We start from the raw sequence: 16,037 nt of genomic DNA, 5'->3' as shown, positions 1-16,037 counted from the left end.
CTTATTTCGGAGCGAGTTATGAATGTCCTTCCTACACTATCGACACGACAATGGTTGAATAAAGTCCCTGAAGTGATGTTGCTTTTTTGGATCATCAAGATGATGTCCACCACGGTAGGGGAAACCGCCGCAGATTATTTGAACGTTGACCTTGGTTTTGGGCTGGTGGAGACTTCGGTGGTGATGGCGATACTGCTGGTGATTTCGCTATTCTTTCAGATTAGCGCCCGCCGTTACATACCCGCACTGTATTGGATAGCCGTAGTTTTTGTTAGCGTATTAGGTACATTAATTACCGATAATCTAACGGATAATTGGGCTATTCCTCTCTCCGTATCCTCAACCGTATTCAGCATCGGGTTGATAGTCACATTTGCGCTATGGTATGCCAGAGAACAGACTCTCTCTATTCATTCGATCAATAACCTGAGGCGTGAGCTTTTCTACTGGGTTGTTATTCTGTTTACGTTTGCGTTAGGTACTGCGCTTGGCGATTGGATTGCTGAAGGATTGAGCTTAGGCTATATCAACGCCGCCCTGTTATTTGGTGGTCTGATTGCGGTAACGGCATTGGCTTATTACGTTTTTAAGGTTAATTCAGTGCTCTGTTTTTGGATAGCCTATGTGTTAACTCGTCCATTTGGTGCAGCTTGCGGTGACTTACTGTCGCAACCGGCAGATCATGGTGGCTTGGGTTTTGGTACCACTTGGGTCAGCGCCCTCTTTTTGGTGACTATTGTGCTGTTAGTGGTTTATTTGTCACTGGCTCAAAAAGCGGTATCGCAGGAGTAGCAAAGGTCATCAAAGTCACCGTAGGCTTTTAATTCATGTACCCGCAGTCACTCAGGAGGGCTGTCAATGCGAGTGTTAGTTGTGGAAGACGATACGATGATTGGTCAGGCCTTACTCGCCGCGCTAAACGATGCGTCTTACGCGGTGGACTGGGTTGATGATGGACAAGGTGCGGCTCATTCTCTGGCTTGCCAGCATTATGATCTGGTATTGCTCGACTTGGGGCTACCGGGAAAGGATGGCTTGGAGATACTGAGCGAGATTCGGGGTAAAGATAATTCGGTACCCGTGCTGATTATTACCGCTCGCGACGGTATCGAACAACGGATACGCGGCTTGGACGCCGGGGCTGATGACTATATGGTGAAGCCCTTCGCCATGAGTGAGCTATTGGCGCGCATGAGGGCGGTTATTCGCCGAAAAGGGGGGGCGGCCTCCCCTGAGTTGAGTAATGGCGTGATATTTCTCGATCCGGCAACCCATCAGGTGCGTCTGAATGGTGCCGTGGCATTAACATTGTCAAATCGGGAGTTTGCACTTTTGCAGGCCTTAATGGTTCGCCCCGGCGCGATTTTGTCCCGCAGCGATCTGGAGGAGAGAATCTATGGTTGGGGTAACGAAGTAGAGAGTAACGCGGTGGAGTTTTTGATTTATGCGTTGCGTAAAAAACTGGGTAGCCAGATGATTAGAAACATACGGGGCGTGGGATGGATGGTCGCAAAAGGTGGGTAAGAAACTCGTTACAGTTCCGTCTCTCTTTCGGGTTGTCATTGGCTATTCTGACGATTGCCATCATTGCCGGTATCTTTGCTTTTTTTGCCGCGTTTAGTGAAGCTAATGAATTACAGGATGATGTTCTACGCCAGATCGCCACGCTGTTTGATAAGCAGCGTTTCCCCTTGCCGGAAAACGGTATCGCGGGTACCGATCTGGGGGAGGATACTGAGTCACAGGTTTTTGTTCAGGTGCTACCTACCACGGCGTTGGTTTCGGCAAAAAAAAATGATGAATTACTCGGCCTACCCCAAGGTCTCAGCGACGGGATGAATACCGTCAACATGAGTGGAAAAACCTACCGGGTGTTTGTGACACCGTTGGGTACTGAAGAGCGTTTAGCGGTGGCTCAGGATACGGAGGTGCGTGACGAAATTGCCCGTGACAGTGCTCTGCGTACACTGATGCCGTTTCTGATTTTGGTTCCGGTGCTGTTGTTAGTGGTGGCGGGATTAGTCCGCACCCTATTTAAGCCGGTGGCCGCACTCTCCCTTGATATTGACCGACGAGGCGATCGGGAACTCTACCCTATCGACTCAGCACCATTGCCGATTGAGATCCAGCCTTTTGTGGCCGCGATTAATCGCCTTTTAGCGCGAATTGAGCAGGAGATGGCTGCCCAGCAGCGCTTTATTGCCGATGCGGCTCACGAACTGCGCTCGCCGATGACTGCGCTATCACTCCAAGTCGAGCGACTTGCCGCCAGCGAAATGTCAGCCAGTGCACAAGAACGGCTGGATTTATTGCGTCAGGGGATTGACCGTAACAGAGCGCTATTGTCGCAGTTATTAACGCTGGCACGGGTGCAGGCCTCAGGCCCTCTTTTTAATGAGCCGATATCGATACTTTACGTTTATCGACAGGTTCTGGAGGATTTAATGCCGTTAGCGGATGCCAAGGGCATTGATATCGGGGTGGTAAGCGATAGGGATATTCACATTGTTGCCGATGCCGTTGATTTAGCCACATTGGTTAAAAACTTGGTGGATAACGCGATTCGATACACACCAAAGGGGGGACGTATCGATCTCTGTGCGCTCGCTTCTGGCGGGGCAGCGGTCTTGATCATTACGGATAATGGGCCGGGTGTCCCTAAGTCAGAATGGACGCGGGTATTTGATCCATTTTACCGCATAGTAGGCAGCGGTGAAGTTGGCTCAGGTTTGGGGTTGTCGATTGTGAAAGCCATTTCACAACGGATGGGGGCCAGCGTCGCGTTTGATTTTACCGATCCTCAGGCAGAAACCGGCTTAACGGCAACCGTGATAATTCCTGATGTCATGCCTAATATCATGCGCTAAAGGCGAAGTGCAGCGTGGCCGTGGAGAGCCCCTTCCGGCGCAGGCTGGAAGGGGGTGGCTAACAAGATTAGGCCTGTTGCAGTAGAATCCGCAGCATACGGCGCAGCGGCTCTGCCGCGCCCCACAGGAGCTGATCGCCCACGGTGAAGGCCGACAGATATTCAGGCCCCATATTCAGTTTACGCAGACGACCAACTGGCGTAGAGAGCGTACCGGTAACCGCCGCCGGAGTCAGCTCACGCATGGAGATCTCCCGGTCGTTTGGTACCACTTTCACCCATTGGTTATGTTCAGCCAGCATGCTTTCGATATCCGCCAGAGGAACATCTTTTTTCATCTTCAGGGTAAATGCCTGACTGTGGCAGCGCAAAGCGCCAATACGAACGCACAGGCCATCGACTGGAATCACGGCGCTGGTATTCAGAATCTTGTTGGTTTCTGCCTGACCTTTCCACTCTTCACGGCTTTGGCCATTTTCTAACTGCTTATCAATCCACGGGATTAAACTACCGGCTAATGGAACGCCGAAGTTATCAACAGGTAATACGCCGCTACGCATTTCTGTCGTCACTTTACGTTCGATATCCAGAATGGCTGACGCCGGATCTTGCAGTTCTTTGGCAACGGTGGCGTGCAGCATGCCCATTTGCGTCAGCAGTTCACGCATATGGCGAGCACCGCCGCCGGAGGCTGCCTGATAGGTGGCAACGGAAGCCCATTCCACCAGATTGTTAGCAAACAGGCCGCCCAGCGCCATCAGCATCAGGCTAACAGTACAGTTACCGCCAACAAAAGTTTTGATACCCTGATTCAGACCCTGATGAATAACCTGATGGTTCACCGGATCGAGAATAATAATGGCGTCATCTTTCATACGCAGAGTTGACGCTGCATCAATCCAGTAGCCGTTCCAACCGGTAGCGCGCAGTTTAGGATAGATGTCACTGGTATAGTCACCACCCTGACAGGTGATAATAATATCCAGTGCGCGTAACGCGTCGATATCATTGGCATCTTGCAGCGTACCGCTTTGACCGGTGAAAGTGGGGGCCGCCTGACCTGTTTGTGAAGTAGAGAAGAATACCGGGCGGATAGCATCAAAATCACGTTCTTCTATCATGCGTTGCATCAGAACGGAACCGACCATACCGCGCCAGCCAACAAAACCGACGTTTTTCATATTAGCAATCCTAACTTTGCAGTAATCAATGTGAGTGTGTGTTTGCCGCGTTACTTTTTACTGAATTATCGTGAACAGGCCCCTTCAACCTTACAAAATGTATCGGAGCGTGCAAGTAAAATAATTCGATATAGAAAAGTTATTCAGCAGTAAAACTTATAATCCAACAATCATCGCGTCTGTAGCCTTTTAACTATGACTTCTGCGGGCAAATAACAATAGGGCACCAATTATTATAAACAGCGTACCAAACAGGCGGTTAAGCAGCTTCACCTGATGAGGCCGACGTAGCCATTTGGCGACGTGAGTCGCTAGTGTGGCGTAGCCTGCCATGACGACCACATCCACGGCGATGCTGGTCACGCCTAAAATCAGGTATTGTATGCCTTGTGGCTGATGCGGAATAATAAATTGGGGAAACAGCGCGGCTAAAAATACGATGCTCTTAGGATTGGTCAGATTGACTAATACGGCACGTTTAAATAACCCACTGCCCGGTAAGGCTTTAGAAACCGCATTTAAATCGATGGCTCCGGCGGTGCGCCACTGCTGAATTCCCAGCCAGATAAGGTAGGCGGCACCTAGCCATTTCAACATCTCGAATGCCAATGCAGACTGAGAAAGCAACGTCCCTAACCCAAAACCGACCAGCACAATGTGTACGGCTAGCCCAACCTGCAAACCGGCAATAGCGGGAATAGAACCGCGAAATCCATAGGAAATACCAGTGCTCATGGTATTTATTGCTCCTGGGCCAGGAGAAAGGCTAAGGACAATGGTTGTTATCAGATAGGTTAGCCACCACTCGAAAGTCACAATCGCTCACCATTAGTGCGTTGCCGCACAAGACAAATACAGGAATTGTATAGTTTTATCTGATGTTTTGGCATAAGTCACCAGATAGCGTGGAATTTAGTCCCTATATCTGATGAGAGACGCATATAGATTAGACGCCAATTACGGCTTACTTAAAAAACGAATGGCAGACGCTTGCGCTTTGAGTATTTTCTCCGCGTCACGCTTCTCAACGTTGGTTGCACTTACCCATTTTTTCTTCCACAGTATTTGGGCTGATTCAATCATACAGCCGAGGGCAAACAGATCGGTTTCTGTGTCGATAGCGGAAATAAAATCCACGCGCGACCGGCTGACAATGTTTGTTATCGTAACGCCATGAAATGACAACTGCATTAATGACGAGGCAGACCATGCTCTGCAAAGACTATCCCCATCATTTTTCATATGATGGCAAAGTAATTCGATGTCAGAGGCGGTGCCGACCCACCCCAAGGCAATAATAATATCGCGTCTCTGTTCATTGTCTTTAATATCAATAAATTGTATTAAGTAAGGGTTGAGCTTTTTGCAGCGATCCGGATAGAAATCTCGGTGAGTAAATTTTGTTAGGCAAGAGGCTATTAGGTGGGTTATTCGACAGTGATATTTTTCCAGCGAGCTATCCGCTATTTTCTCAAATAGAAAGTCGATGCCATCAAGATCATGTCGATAAAATGAATTGTATAACGCTCTGTATTCTATTGGTAAATTATCCCATTGTTGGCAGAGCAGCGAAAAATGATAATCTAATAACTTACTTCTACCAAGGTCGGTCGCATAGTTAAGCATGTCTATTTTCGAACTGTTGCCAGCCAACAATGTGTTATATCGCGCTGTCATTTCATCTTCAGTCAGCGCTTCTTTTTCCAACCGCTCTTTTTCTAACGCAGCTAAAATGTCATCATTGGTTCGAGAGTTCATGTTTGTTCCTTTTTAATCAGGGTGATATGAAGAATTTGCTTGGCCAATCCCCTTTTTCCTATCGTGCGCTATTTTATAATATTCTATTGATAATTTCTGCGGCATGGGAGATAAACAGACATCAACATCGGATATGTGAAGCCCATGACAGTCGAATTTTCATCCTTCAAAAATGAGTGGCTAAACCGTGAAAATCGCTTTTCTTCGTTTGTTGCTGGGCCATTATTAAGCTTCTGGCAACAGCGAGAAGAGTGCAGCTTTAACGGTGCTGATGGTGTGCCCATTAAGTATGTGAAATTTACCGCCGAGGAGAATCAGCGCGCTATTGTGGTAGTGACTGGCCGTACTGAGGGGTATATCAAATATCAGGAATTGGCTTATGACCTGTTTCACTGTGGTTACGACGTTTGGATGTTAGATCATCGCGGTCAGGGTTTTTCTGGGCGCCTGCTGGAAGATGAGCAGCGCGGCCACGTTGAAAAATTTGATGACTATGTGGATGACTTTGAATTCTTTTGGCGTACCATTTTTGAAGCTGAAAACCGTAAAGATGCCTTCATGCTGGCGCACTCTATGGGTGGGGCGATTGCCGCGTTGTTTTTGGCTCGGCACCCGAATTCCGTCAAGGCAGCGGCACTTTGTTCGCCAATGTTAGGGATTGCTTTGCCTATGCCGTCTTGGCTGGCGAAAAGGATTACTGATTTTACCGAGCGCTGGCAAAGTGCCCGGGAGTATTATGCGATGGGTACTGGACGCTGGTTGCCCATGCCCTACGCGGTGAACTTATTGACCCATAGTAAAGATCGCTATCGTCTGTTTTCTCGCCACTATGCTGACCGCCCAGAGCTACGGATTGGCGGCCCAACTTATCGCTGGGTGCGAGAGTCGATGATGGCCGGTGAGCGCGCCATCGAACTGGCTCCAGAAATTACCACGCCACTGATTATTTTGCAGGCAAGTCAGGAGCGTTTAGTGGATAATGATGCACATGTTGCCTTTTGTCAGGCTTTGGCTGACGCGGGTCACCCTTGTGAAGGTGGTTCACCCAGGGTGATTGAGGGCGCTCGTCATGAGATTCTGTTTGAACGTGACGAGCTGCGGACTGAGGCATTGATGGACATATTAGGTTTTTTCGACCGGTATTGATCGTCAAACCAATAAACATAATTTTAGTCAGAGGTTAGTCATTCAATATGTATCAAATCGTTGCATCGGATCTTGATGGTACTTTACTGCAATCAGACCATACGCTGTCCCCCTTCGCGAAAGAGACGCTGAAGTTAATTTCTCAACACGGTGTTAATTTCATTTTTGCTACCGGTCGTCACCATGTAGACGTTGGGCAAATTCGTGATGGGCTGGGGATCGAATCCTATATGATCACCTCTAACGGTGCCCGGGTGCACAATGGGCAGGGTGAGCTGCTTTTCAGCCATAATCTGGATGAACAGATTGCCTACGAGCTTTTCGGCATGGTGAATGACTGTGCGGATATTGAAACCCACGTTTATCGTAACGATGATTGGCTAACCAATCGCGAAAGTGGTGAAGAGCTGAAAAAATACCATAAAGAGTCTGATTTTAGTTACAAGCTGTTTGAACCCAATTCGCTGGCAACCGACGGTATATGTAAGGTTTTTTATACCTGTACTGACCATGAACGGTTGCTGCGTTTGGAAGAGACGATTAACCATCGCTGGCACGGCCAGGTTAATGTCAGTTTCTCTCTTGATAGCTGTTTGGAAGTCATGGGGGCGGGGGTGTCTAAGGGACATGCGTTGCAGGACGTTTCCGGTATTCTCGGTTATGAGCTGAAAGACTGTATTACCTTTGGCGATGGCATGAATGATAAAGAGATGCTGTCGATGGCGGGCAAAGGCTGCATTATGAAAAATGCGTCTCCGCGCTTAAAGCAGGCGCTACCCCACTTGGAAGTGATTGGCAGCAATGTGGATGATGCGGTGATGCACTATTTGCGTAAGCTGTATTTATAATTGCTGAGTGACATAACGTATTAAATTTCGACCAGCACTTGTGCTGGTCGAATTGTTTTCTATTTTGCACCGTCGACGATTTGCTCCGACGACAGTATTTAACTCATGATTATTCTGTCGCTTGTTTAGCCCGCATTGCTGCTTTGTGTTTGTTTTCGCTGATCATGGTTAATATTTTCATGTTATTTTCTTTATCGCTCATGGTGTTATTCCTTTACTAACAAATAGCATGTGATAAAACACGATTGATATCGTTTTTTTCTTGTTTTACGCGAAATCCATCACTTCTTTAACACTTACTGCGCTTAATTTATAGGGTTGTTGTGATATCTCTCACATTAATATTCCTTTATGAGCGTTTTTATTTTATTTTCGTTCGAATTTGCTCCTTATCAAACATTTTGATTTAAAACTGTGCGTAAATAGCAGGATGAGATATTCCTTATATAAGCAATACAGGATCAGGAGTCATTGATGATGAGCGGTTTTTCCCCAGCAGAGATGGATGTCATCATTATTGGTGGTGGCGCAACCGGTGCGGGTATCGCCCGTGACTGTTCTCGTCGTGGATTGCGAACTATTTTGCTGGAGCGCCATGATATTGCCACCGGTGCGACAGGACGTAATCATGGCTTATTGCATAGCGGAGCTCGATATGCGGTAACTGATGCAGAATCTGCCCGTGAATGTATCGAAGAAAACATGATCCTGAAGCGCATCGCTCGTCACTGTGTGGAACCCACTGATGGCCTGTTTTTAACCTTGCCAGAAGATGATATTGGGTTTCAGTCGACTTTTATTGATGCCTGCCAACAGGCAGGCATCAATGCTCAGGCGCTGGATCCAAAAGAAGCCTTAAGGCTAGAACCTTCCGCTAACCCAATGATGTTGGGGGCTGTACGTGTACCGGATGGCACCGTTGATCCTTTTCGCTTAACAGCCGCCAACATGCTGGATGCGAGGGAGCACGGTGCACAGGTTTTGACTTACCATGAAGTGATTGGCCTGATCCGCCATAACGACCGTGTGACCGGCGTGAAAGTTTTCGATCATTACAAAAAAGAGACCAAAGAGCTTTATGCGTCGATTGTGGTGAATGCGGGGGGAATCTGGGGGCAACATATTGCGGAATATGCTGATTTGCGTGTGCGGATGTTCCCGGCGAAAGGTGCCTTATTAATTATGGGACACCGTATTAACAATATGGTGATCAACCGCTGCCGCAAGCCTGCTGATGCGGATATTCTGGTGCCGGGAGATACCATTTCATTAATTGGCACTACCTCAACGCGTATTCCTTACGATCGGATAGATAACATGATTGTCACTCCTGAAGAGGTAAACATTCTGATTCGTGAAGGGACCAAACTTTCACCTAGAATGGCGAAAACGCGTATTCTGCGTGCGTATGCCGGTGTTCGTCCATTGATTGCCCGTGATGACGATCCTTCTGGCCGTAACGTGAGCCGCGGTATTGTGCTACTGGATCACGCAGTACGCGATGGTATGGAAGGCTTTATTACCATTACCGGCGGTAAGCTGATGACCTATCGTCTGATGGCGGAATGGGCGACAGATAAAGTCTGTGAAAAGTTAGGGCTCAGCGCCAAATGTACCACTGCCGAAGAGGCGCTGCCGGGTTCCCGTCATTCTGCTGAAGAAACGCTACGTAAAGTGATCTCTTTACCCTCAACCATTCGCGGCTCTGCCGTTTATCGCCACGGCGATCGGGCGACTCAACTTATCGCTAACGGTCGCTTAGATAATAGTTTGGTGTGTGAATGTGAAGCGGTGACGGCGGGAGAGGTGCGCTATGCGGTGGACTCGCTCACGGTAAACAATCTGATTGACCTACGTCGTCGTACTCGCGTGGGAATGGGAACCTGCCAAGGGGAGCTATGCGCCTGTCGGGCTGCCGGACTGTTGAGCCGTTTTAATGTCTCTTCTCCTCAGCAGTCGTTGACGCAATTATCGACGTTCCTGAACGAACGGTGGAAAGGTGTCAGGCCGATTGCATGGGGAGATGCGTTGCGCGAAAGCGAATTTACCAACTGGGTTTACATGGGGCTGTGTGGTTTGGATGCTCCGTCCGGGGTGGAGAAGAATGATGAAATTTGATGTGGCAATTATTGGTGGCGGCCTAGCGGGATTAACTTGCGGTATCCGATTGGCAGAGCAGGGCAAGCGCTGTGCGATTATCAGTGCTGGGCAGAGTGCGATGCATTTTTCCTCCGGTTCTCTGGATTTTCTTAGCTATCGGGCGGATGGTTCAATGATTAGCCATCCATTGGCTGAGTTGGCCGAACTGGCGGTAAGAGCGCCGGAACATCCCTATTCTCTGTTAGGCGCGGAATCTGTCAGCAAAATGGTTGCGAAAGCCCGGCGTTTACTGACGGATTGCGGCTTGCAGTTTCACGGCGATATCGAACAGAACCACCTGCGCGTTACTCCGTTAGGTACGCTGCGCGCGACTTGGCTAAGTCCTACAGAAGTACCGGTTGCCCCACTAGAACAGCCATTGCCGTGGAAAAAGATCGCCATTGTGGGTATTGAGGGTTTTCTGGATTTCCAACCTCAGCTGGCCGCAGGTTCTTTGAGTGATAAAGGTATTGAGGTTACAACGGATTACCTGCACGTTCCGGCATTGGATCGCTTACGTAACAACCCCAGCGAGTTCCGCGCGATTAATATTGCGAGAGTGCTCGATTTGCCGGAAAACACGGAATTACTGGCGGAAGAGCTGATTCGTTTGTCGAATGATGCGGAAGCGCTGATTCTGCCGGCTTGTATTGGCTTGGAGAATCAGGATGCGATCACCCTGCTACGCCAGAGAGTAGGCAAACCAATTATGCTGGTACCCACGCTGCCGCCTTCATTACTGGGTATGCGTATGCATCTGGCGTTACGCCGCCGTTTTCAACGGTTGGGTGGTCAGTTTATGCCGGGTGATGCGGTGCTGCGTGCCGAAACAGAAGGGCAACGAGTGACGCGTATTTATACCCGTAATCATACGGATATTCCGGTGGTTGCCCAGCAGGTGGTATTAGCCAGCGGAAGTTTTTTTAGTAACGGTTTAATTGCCGAGTTTGATCGTATTTATGAGCCGGTATTTGGCTTGGATGTTTATGATGCCGCACAGCGCGCCGATTGGACGCAGGAAAGTCTATTTTCCCCTCAGCCCTATTTGCGCTTTGGTGTCAAAACCGATAGCCAACTGCGCGGCACGGTAGCGGGTCAGACTCTAAATAATCTCTATATTATCGGTGCGGTATTGGGGGGTATGATCCGATATCGCAAGGCTGTGGAGCAGGCGTTTCTCTAGTGACGGCACAATATGCCGCAGAACAGATCCTTGCCCTGTCGGAGGTGGCAGCATGAGCCTGACAACGGATAACAGTTTTGAGAACTGTATTAAATGTACCGCTTGTACTACCTATTGCCCGGTGGCAAAAGTGAATCCTGACTATCCGGGGCCGAAGCAGGCCGGGCCAGACGGTGAGCGCTTACGCTTAAAAGATCCTTCGTTGTTTGATGAAGCCTTGAAATACTGTACCAACTGTAAACGCTGTGAGGTTGCCTGTCCGTCAGATGTGAAGATTGGCGATATTATCCAGCGAGCGCGGATTAATTACAGCAGGCCTAAGTTCAAGCTGCGTGATGCCATTCTCAGTAATACGGATTTGATGGGTACCCTTTCCACCCCTTTTGCTCCCATCGTCAATGCGACCGTGGGTTTGAAACCGGTTAAGCAACTGTTGGATAGTGCACTAAAAATTGACCATCGTCGCCAGTTACCGAAGTACTCTTTTGGTACTTTTCGTCACTGGTACCGCAAACAGGCGGCAGAGCAGCAGAAGTTTGATGAGCAGATTGCCTTTTTCCACGGCTGTTTCGTTAATTATAACCATCCGCAGTTGGGGAAAGATCTGGTACGGGTGTTTAACGCCATGAGCATTGGTGTGCAATTGTTGAAAAGAGAGAAGTGCTGTGGTGTTCCGCTGATTGCCAATGGATTTATCAATCAGGCTAAAAAGCAGGCTAAGGTGAATGCTGAGTCGTTAGTTGATGCGGTGATCGGTAAGGGGATTCCCGTGGTAGCCACCTCCTCCACCTGTACTTTTACGCTGCGGGATGAATATCCGCATTTATTAGGGGTTGATACCTCTCCGGTGCGTGAACAGGTTGAATTAGCGACACGTTATCTCTATCGCCTGTTGTCTGAAGGGCGAGCGCTTAAGTTGAAACATACTCCGATGCGTATTGCCTATCATACGCCGTGTCATATGGAGAAAATGGGATGGACGGCATATACCCTGTCGCTGTTGGCGCGAATTCCTGGGGTTGAATTAATTGTGTTGGAATCTCAGTGCTGTGGTATCGCCGGGACTTATGGTTTTAAGAAAGAGAACTATGAAACATCGCAAGGGATTGGCGCATCGCTGTTTCGCCAAATTGAGGAAAGCGGCGTTGATTTTGTAGTGTCCGATTGTGAAACCTGTAAGTGGCAAATCGAGATGTCCACCAGTAAGAAGTGCGAGCATCCGATAACCCTACTGGCTCAGGCATTAGCAGAATAAATGACGAATATAATCAGATTGATGACAAAGTTTGATAGTTCGGTACCTTAAAATGGCACAGCGCGTTCCGTAGCTGATTGGAGCAAGCACACTGTTTTTACGGTTGGAATATTCGCAGGGGCTGATTTATTCGTTGTCAGTAGTTTCAATATAATTGCGTTATTCGATGACGGGACATTGTAGAGATGGCGTTGTTATCAGGGGCTGCCGATGGGCTGCCCCTTTTTTATTGCGCTGAAATGGGCAATATTATGGTTTGATTTTCAGTGAACTGATGAACTGGTTCATCGCTTTCTCAGCATCTGCTTGCTGCTCGATCGGATAGGTGAGCTGCATGGTCAACAGTTGCTTATCAATCTGACCCAGTAGGGTGGATGAGTAGTTTTTCTTGCCGTCGATACGAATAACGGTATCAAGACGCTGAAGCTTTTGACCATCAACAGTAACTTCTTCTTTTTTGACGATGGCCAGATCGGCATCACGCATTTTCTGCTGTGCTTCCATGCGAGTCATCAAATTTTCCAAGACGTCATCCGGCATTGAACTGCTGATAATAATCAGCATTTTCTGGGCGGCATTATCGGCATATACCGCCATATTGGTCATTTGGGAAGTATTCTTACCGCTCTGATCTTGCAGGCCATCTGGAACGGTGAAGCTGACCTTACCACCTAATACGCTGGCCTCGTCGATTTGTTCTGCTGAAGTACCACTTCCGGTTGCTGCCGGTTGATCTTTACTACCATCACAAGCCATAAGGCTGGCGGCAAACAAACAGACTCCTACAATTTTGACTAACTTTTGCATGGTACTTCCTTAACATTGATAAGCAAATGCTTTCCAGATTTAGTTAACAGGACCTAAAAATATCATTTCTACCGCTTTTCCGCCAAATTTTATCCTGCACTTAGCCGTGTTGGAGTTGCGGTGGGGTATTTACTTGAACCAATCGCTTTAGCAGCACATTCAAAAGAAGGCCGTACATTGGCAAGAAGAACAGCGCACAGATAATCAGTTTAAAGGCGTAATCCACCAGCGCAATTTCCACCCAGTTCTCGGCCATAAAGGTGTTACTGCTCTTATAAAATGCGATAGAGAAGAAGGCGATGGTATCACTCAGGTTGCCGAAAACGGCAGAGATACTGGGAGCGATCCACCACGTTTTTAGCTGGCGCAGGCGGTTAAATACATAGATATCCAGAATCTGCCCCAGTACGTAGGCCATAAAGCTGGCGATGGCAATTCTGGCAACCACCAGATTAAAGCTGTAAATCGCGTGATAGCCCTGCCATGTACCATCATAAAATAGGGTAGATAACAGATAAGAGATGGCCAGTGCCGGTATCATGACCACCAGAATAATTTTGCGTGCCAATGGCGCGCCGAATACCCTGACGGTGAGGTCGGTGGTCAGAAAGATGAACGGGAAAGTAAATGCGCCCCAAGTGGTATGAAAACCGAAAATATTAATCGGTAATTGAACCAGATAATTGCTGGAGGCAATAATCAAAATATGGAAGAACGATAGCCAGAACAGCGCTTTTAGCCGCTGCTGCGGAGAAAAATTAAACATGATAGTAGCCTTTTTAAATGAGTATCAACACTCTGTTGGGGTAAGGGAACCCAACCTATGCATTAAATGAAATAGTGAATAAATTATACGCGGTTTATTGCGAGGTGGAGATGATACTCAGTTGAGAGGGGAATGCAATGGTGATGTGGATAAAACTCATCTGCCAGCCTGTAAATCTCTTCTTTCGATTGGCTTTCGTCAGTTTTGTTGCTTATCTCATGGCTTATACCTTTGCAGGAAGGTAACAGATTTTTACTCAGTGGATTTGCACTGGGGGCTTATCGTATTAAACTAGCCACGTTATTGGTGGTATTGATAAAGTGACTTGAGAACTTAATGACTGATTTATTTGATAATCCTGATAAAACCCTTGATGCGTTAGGATTGCGTTGTCCTGAGCCTGTGATGATGGTGCGTAAAGCCGTTCGTCATATGGATGCCGGTCAAACGCTGCTGATTGTGGCTGATGATCCTGCGACGACGCGTGATATTCCCGGTTTTTGTCGGTTTATGGACCATGAACTGCTGGAATCTTCTACGGATGAACTGCCGTATCGCTATTTGATCCGTAAGGTTAGCGAATAGTTCTTTTACTGTTTTTGGTAAACGCATATGGCTAATTTTTTACGAGATAATATATGACAGTTTTAGTGACGATGCAGGCTCAACTAATCATCGGAGAGGCTCAGGTGATTGAAAGTCGATCGCCTGACGGGACATTCGTGACGGTGTTCGAAGATGACGGTGGGACTGGCTATTTTTATGCACTTGATGAGTCTTTGGAAGGTAATCCAATTAAAGATGCGGTGCATATTTATAATGCGTCAGATGTATCTGATGGTCATATTCCTTCTGAGGTTAAAATCGGATGGTCAGAAGATAGCCGAAAATGTGTTTTGCTGATAAATGGCTATCCGCATGCGGTATTTGATTTCGATGGTAAACAGGGGTACTGCCGGAGTGGTTTTCCGCCAGCGGCTAGTGGTGAATGGTCAGTTTTAGGCCATGAATGGAACGATTGTGTTGATGACTTTTTCCGATAACGCGCCCAGAGATTGCCCGCGGAATGAGTAACGGAAATAATCATGTGATGGCTTTCCCCGGCCTCTCACATTGAAATGGTGGACGCTGGGGACATCAGAAACTACTTCTTGTCGTTCTTCTGCTGCCATGCCAGCAATTCAAATACACCAAAGACGAAAATAGTAAATTCTTGCGAGGCCGTGAGCTTAGGGCCGTCTTTAGGCAGCGTAGATTTGAGCATCATCAACTGTAACCCGTGCATAAAGAACATAAATACCATCGCCACGTGCATAAAGTATTTCAGCGGGCTGGGGAACGGCTGAAACAGGTTTAACAGCAGGATTCCCCAGACCCCAAGCATTAGCAGGCGGCCCAGATTGATAAATAGTTGTTTAATCATTATTCATTTCCTGCGGTTCATGGAGAAAGGGAGCTCGTCGAACATACAGCCGATAAGCTACCTGTCCGGCCGTTTTTTCACGATGCAGATGCCAGTTAGCCGGAGCATCGCTAACGGCATGTTCTGTTTCAGCTTCTACATAAATCCAAGCTTCGTTAGCCAGCCAGCCCTGTTGTTCCAGTAGCGTGAAGGTTTCAGTCAGTAAGTTACGGCGGAAGGGCGGGTCGAGAAACACCACGTCAAACGGCGTACCGGCCTGAGCCAGCCACTGAAGGGCATTGGTATGGATCACCTGACCTTTATCGGAATTCAGCCGTTGCAGGTTTTGTTGTAACTGTTGGGCAATCGATCTTTCCGACTCCAGCAGCACCGTTTTTCCCGCATAACGGGAGAGTGCCTCAAACCCTAATGCGCCGCTGCCGGCAAAACAGTCAAGGCATCGAGCTTCATCCAATACTGGAGCCAGCCAGTTAAACAGCGTTTCACGCACCCGATCGGTCGTAGGGCGTAACCCAGGACTATCAGGCACAGGAAGCTTTCTGCCTCGCCATTGGCCTCCGATGATTCGTATTTGTCCGGTTTTCTGCGGCTGTGGTTTCTTACTCATACGCTCTGCTATTGACTGACGGTGACTGATTATTCTACGGCTATTATAGCGATAGCCT

General features: G+C 48.0%; 16 protein-coding genes and 1 pseudogene. 10 read left to right on the top strand and 7 right to left on the bottom strand.

What is annotated here, in order from left to right; translation table 11 throughout:
- Positions 1-18: 18 nt before the first annotated feature.
- The 3 genes from HYN51_RS14505 (at position 19) to HYN51_RS14495 (ending at position 2,867) form a co-directional block, all read left to right on the top strand.
- Positions 19-792, top strand: a complete 774-nt coding sequence (locus HYN51_RS14505; protein ID WP_108900671.1) for a COG4705 family protein — start codon at positions 19-21, stop codon at positions 790-792.
- A gap of 66 nt (positions 793-858) precedes the next feature.
- A complete protein-coding gene (locus HYN51_RS14500; protein ID WP_108900670.1) occupies positions 859-1,524 on the top strand; it encodes a response regulator in 666 nt (221 codons plus the stop codon).
- On the top strand, positions 1,500-2,867 hold the full coding sequence (locus tag HYN51_RS14495) for a sensor histidine kinase (RefSeq protein WP_108900669.1): 1,368 nt from the start codon (positions 1,500-1,502) through the stop codon (positions 2,865-2,867). The genes HYN51_RS14500 and HYN51_RS14495 overlap by 25 nt, the downstream gene beginning before the upstream one ends.
- A gap of 67 nt (positions 2,868-2,934) precedes the next feature.
- Here HYN51_RS14495 and asd read toward each other — a convergent pair whose 3' ends face one another.
- The 3 genes from asd to HYN51_RS14480 all read right to left on the bottom strand — a co-directional run bounded on the left by asd (position 2,935) and on the right by HYN51_RS14480 (position 5,805).
- Positions 2,935-4,047 (bottom strand): aspartate-semialdehyde dehydrogenase, encoded by a 1,113-nt coding sequence (gene asd, locus HYN51_RS14490; protein WP_108900668.1) that lies wholly within the window; start codon positions 4,045-4,047, stop codon positions 2,935-2,937.
- Positions 4,048-4,236: 189 nt separating this feature from the next.
- Positions 4,237-4,863, bottom strand: a complete 627-nt coding sequence (gene rhtB / locus HYN51_RS14485) for a homoserine/homoserine lactone efflux protein (RefSeq protein ID WP_108900667.1) — start codon at positions 4,861-4,863, stop codon at positions 4,237-4,239.
- 141 nt (positions 4,864-5,004) lie between these two features.
- The gene (locus HYN51_RS14480; protein WP_108900666.1) at positions 5,005-5,805 is read right to left on the bottom strand and encodes a HEAT repeat domain-containing protein; all 801 of its coding nucleotides are present in this window, start codon (positions 5,803-5,805) and stop codon (positions 5,005-5,007) included.
- Positions 5,806-5,949: 144 nt separating this feature from the next.
- Between HYN51_RS14480 and pldB the strand changes: the two genes are divergently transcribed.
- From pldB to glpC, 5 genes and pseudogenes are all read left to right on the top strand, one after another.
- Positions 5,950-6,951 (top strand): lysophospholipase L2, encoded by a 1,002-nt coding sequence (pldB, locus tag HYN51_RS14475; RefSeq protein ID WP_108900665.1) that lies wholly within the window; start codon positions 5,950-5,952, stop codon positions 6,949-6,951.
- A 47-nt stretch (positions 6,952-6,998) separates the two neighbouring features.
- Positions 6,999-7,799, top strand: a complete 801-nt coding sequence (gene yigL / locus HYN51_RS14470; protein WP_108900664.1) for a sugar/pyridoxal phosphate phosphatase YigL — start codon at positions 6,999-7,001, stop codon at positions 7,797-7,799.
- 474 nt (positions 7,800-8,273) lie between these two features.
- Positions 8,274-9,917 (top strand): anaerobic glycerol-3-phosphate dehydrogenase subunit A, encoded by a 1,644-nt coding sequence (gene glpA / locus HYN51_RS14465; RefSeq protein ID WP_407936323.1) that lies wholly within the window; start codon positions 8,274-8,276, stop codon positions 9,915-9,917.
- Positions 9,907-11,177: pseudogene (gene glpB, locus HYN51_RS14460) on the top strand (glycerol-3-phosphate dehydrogenase subunit GlpB). The gene glpA and the pseudogene glpB overlap by 11 nt, the downstream one beginning before the upstream one ends.
- Positions 11,174-12,376, top strand: a complete 1,203-nt coding sequence (gene glpC / locus HYN51_RS14455) for an anaerobic glycerol-3-phosphate dehydrogenase subunit GlpC (RefSeq protein WP_108900663.1) — start codon at positions 11,174-11,176, stop codon at positions 12,374-12,376. Before glpB ends, glpC begins: the two are co-directional and overlap by 4 nt.
- A gap of 249 nt (positions 12,377-12,625) precedes the next feature.
- Here the strand turns inward: glpC and HYN51_RS14450 are convergent, their stop codons facing one another.
- Positions 12,626-13,183 carry a DcrB-related protein gene (locus HYN51_RS14450; protein ID WP_108900662.1) on the bottom strand — a complete coding sequence of 186 codons (558 nt, stop codon included), beginning with the start codon at positions 13,181-13,183 and terminating at the stop codon, positions 12,626-12,628.
- Between the two features lie 100 nt (positions 13,184-13,283).
- Positions 13,284-13,949, bottom strand: coding sequence for a 7-cyano-7-deazaguanine/7-aminomethyl-7-deazaguanine transporter (locus HYN51_RS14445; protein WP_108900661.1), 666 nt, complete (start codon positions 13,947-13,949; stop codon positions 13,284-13,286).
- A 336-nt stretch (positions 13,950-14,285) separates the two neighbouring features.
- On the opposite strand from HYN51_RS14445, the gene tusA reads away from it, so the two are divergent.
- Both tusA and HYN51_RS14435 read left to right on the top strand, forming a co-directional pair.
- Positions 14,286-14,534: a sulfurtransferase TusA gene (tusA, locus tag HYN51_RS14440; protein ID WP_108900660.1), complete on the top strand. Its 249-nt coding sequence runs from the start codon at positions 14,286-14,288 to the stop codon at positions 14,532-14,534.
- A gap of 53 nt (positions 14,535-14,587) precedes the next feature.
- Positions 14,588-14,992 carry a DUF2251 domain-containing protein gene (locus HYN51_RS14435; protein WP_108900659.1) on the top strand — a complete coding sequence of 135 codons (405 nt, stop codon included), beginning with the start codon at positions 14,588-14,590 and terminating at the stop codon, positions 14,990-14,992.
- Positions 14,993-15,093: 101 nt separating this feature from the next.
- Here the strand turns inward: HYN51_RS14435 and HYN51_RS14430 are convergent, their stop codons facing one another.
- Both HYN51_RS14430 and rsmD read right to left on the bottom strand, forming a co-directional pair.
- Positions 15,094-15,372: a DUF1145 family protein gene (locus HYN51_RS14430; RefSeq protein WP_108900658.1), complete on the bottom strand. Its 279-nt coding sequence runs from the start codon at positions 15,370-15,372 to the stop codon at positions 15,094-15,096.
- Positions 15,365-15,979, bottom strand: coding sequence for a 16S rRNA (guanine(966)-N(2))-methyltransferase (rsmD, locus tag HYN51_RS14425; RefSeq protein WP_108900657.1), 615 nt, complete (start codon positions 15,977-15,979; stop codon positions 15,365-15,367). Before rsmD ends, HYN51_RS14430 begins: the two co-directional genes overlap by 8 nt.
- Positions 15,980-16,037 lie beyond the last annotated feature (58 nt).

The sequence above is a fragment of the Limnobaculum parvum genome (assembly GCF_003096015.2).
Classification (GTDB): domain Bacteria; phylum Pseudomonadota; class Gammaproteobacteria; order Enterobacterales; family Enterobacteriaceae; genus Limnobaculum; species Limnobaculum parvum.
This window is presented reverse-complemented; position numbering and strand designations above follow the sequence as displayed.